The organism is Massilia genomosp. 1, assembly GCF_011682185.1.
In the GTDB taxonomy this organism is placed as follows: domain Bacteria; phylum Pseudomonadota; class Gammaproteobacteria; order Burkholderiales; family Burkholderiaceae_D; genus Telluria_A; species Telluria_A rubra.
In genome coordinates this window covers 1-2,029 of sequence record NZ_WHJF01000241.1, presented here as the reverse complement: position 1 = coordinate 2,029, position 2,029 = coordinate 1, and the positions used below count along the sequence as shown (strand labels likewise).

Here is a 2,029-nt window from a genome sequence, read left to right as displayed (position 1 = left end):
CATGGTGTGGGCGTTTTGATTAAGCGTTAGAACTAAATCATGCCAGAAATGGGCGCCCACTCCCACCTTTTCGCTTGCGCTGCCAAGCAATTTTCATCCGTTCCGCTAGTTTTGCAAGAGGCTCTATTAACCAAAAAGATAAATCAGTGTTAATCAAGTATGTAGTATTCGACACGGATGGAGGATTTTTGGCTAGAAATTTTTACCTCCAAGAGGGCGGAGGCGCGTTGCTATTTGACAGTACTTGCTACCCGGCTGAATATTCGACGCTTTATAGAAAATTTGAAGTTATTGATTAAAACAAGGCTACATTGTGAATATGAATGATATTTTCATTAACGCAATTCTTTCCGATGCGGCGTATGCGCGTGGTTTGAAAGACGGTTTGACAGGGGAAGGTTTAGAAAATGCGCTGAGTAAGCGAGTGAGTCCGTTGTTGGTCGAGTATATCTCAAAAGACTTTACCGTCCTAAGCCACGTGGAATCCAGTGATACTCTTGGGAGTGGATACGACGCGACGATGTGGAAGCAAGATTTGACGGACAAAGTGTACATTTCATTTCAAGGCACGTACGGCCTGCAAGATTTCGGGGCAGATGCTGCGTTGGCATTCATCGGCGTAGCCCGCAAACAGGTGGTTGATATGATCAACTGGTGGTTTCGCGAAACCGGAGGGGAAAATGCACCGGTACGACAGATTGCACTCTGGTCTCTACCGCCGGGCGCTTCCACGGTCCCGCCTCCCGAGCTTTAAGGGCGCGATTTTGTCTGATGCTTCTTATGCGGATAATTTGGTAGATGGTGCCGAAGGGCGCCGGTGCAGGACTCCCGATAGGAGAGCTTGCGTGAGCGTTAGCGGTTCTGAGTGTGGGCAGTCGTCGGCCCAATCAGCCTTGAGGCGATCTCCGGTTTGAAAAAAGAGTAGTTATTTACGTCAATAAACGGAGTGTTTAATAATGGGATTTTTTTATTTGGGACTGCTGCTAGGCTGGATTATTGTGCTTTTGGTTATTGCAAGAGGGATCACATGGTTAATCGATGTCCAGCATAAAAAAATGGTCACAATGATAATTGTCATGTTCGGATTGCCACTGCCGCTGGCAGATGAAATTATTGGCGCTATGCAATTCAGTGAGTTGTGCAAATATCAAGTTATCTACAAGTCACCGAATATGCAGAATATGAAAGGATCACGACTGATATTTATTGATCATAAGGAAATTCCAATTCATGGTAAGGCGCTACCCATGACTCGGGGGATGGAGGACTACGTTAGCGAAAGCGATCATTCATTGATGCTGAGTTTCGCCATTTTCAGGGCGGGTCAAGGATATCTGGCCAGAACATTCCCGCTGAACGAGGGCGGAACTCCATTGATTTTTAGCGGTGATTGTCAACCAGAAGAATATCGCATGCTTTTTACTGATTATAAAATTGTTAATTGATTGGAAAGTTGTTATGAATTTACGCAATATATATATAAATGCAATTCTAGCTGATGCTTCATATGCTGCCAAGTTAATAGATGGATTGGAAGGTTCAAAATTGGAGAAGGCATTGAGCTTTCGAATGACCCCAGCTCTGGCTAAGTTTATGGCAAGAGAATTTAGCGTGGTCAGCCACCTTGAAACTGATAGGGAGGGCGTCCGTTGATCTTTTCCGGCACATGCCAGCCGAAAGAAATTAGCACAATTTTTATTAAATACGAAGTTATTAATTGATCTGAGAGGATATATATGAATATGCATGATATTTTTATCAACGCGATTTTGGCTGATGCTGTTTATGTGGACAGTTTGGACGATGGCTTGACAGGTTCACCCCACCTCGTTATACACAAGTCTTGCGCGCGGTGCCGACCGTGCTGAAAACCTGTTTACATTCAATGACTTAACGCGCCCCGTAACTGTTCAGCCTGAATGACCAGAGCAATCAAAAGTTGTAAACTCTTGGCAATTGCCGCATCATGTAGGCATGCCACCGAAACCACCTCGTGCCGACCTGACCAAGCTGTCCCATGCCGACAAGG

3 protein-coding genes are annotated in these 2,029 nt (G+C 45.1%); all 3 read left to right on the top strand.

The window, feature by feature from the left end; translation table 11 throughout:
* Nucleotides 1-319 precede the first annotated feature (319 nt).
* The 3 genes from F1735_RS33210 to F1735_RS33200 all read left to right on the top strand — a co-directional run bounded on the left by F1735_RS33210 (nucleotide 320) and on the right by F1735_RS33200 (nucleotide 1,653).
* Entirely contained in the window at nucleotides 320-754 is a 435-nt protein-coding gene (locus tag F1735_RS33210) for a hypothetical protein (RefSeq protein ID WP_222853163.1), read from the top strand.
* 202 nt (nucleotides 755-956) lie between these two features.
* Nucleotides 957-1,445: a hypothetical protein gene (locus F1735_RS33205; RefSeq protein WP_167241223.1), complete on the top strand. Its 489-nt coding sequence runs from the start codon at nucleotides 957-959 to the stop codon at nucleotides 1,443-1,445.
* 13 nt (nucleotides 1,446-1,458) lie between these two features.
* On the top strand, nucleotides 1,459-1,653 hold the full coding sequence (locus F1735_RS33200) for a hypothetical protein (RefSeq protein ID WP_167241222.1): 195 nt from the start codon (nucleotides 1,459-1,461) through the stop codon (nucleotides 1,651-1,653).
* Nucleotides 1,654-2,029 lie beyond the last annotated feature (376 nt).

Bases quoted from the DNA above. Each gene is read 5' to 3' on its own strand.
- F1735_RS33210 (WP_222853163.1), top strand. From the start codon at position 320: ATGAATGATATTTTCATTAACGCAATTCTTTCCGATGCGGCGTATGCG.
- F1735_RS33205 (WP_167241223.1), top strand. From the start codon at position 957: ATGGGATTTTTTTATTTGGGACTGCTGCTAGGCTGGATTATTGTGCTT.
- F1735_RS33200 (WP_167241222.1), top strand. From the start codon at position 1,459: ATGAATTTACGCAATATATATATAAATGCAATTCTAGCTGATGCTTCA.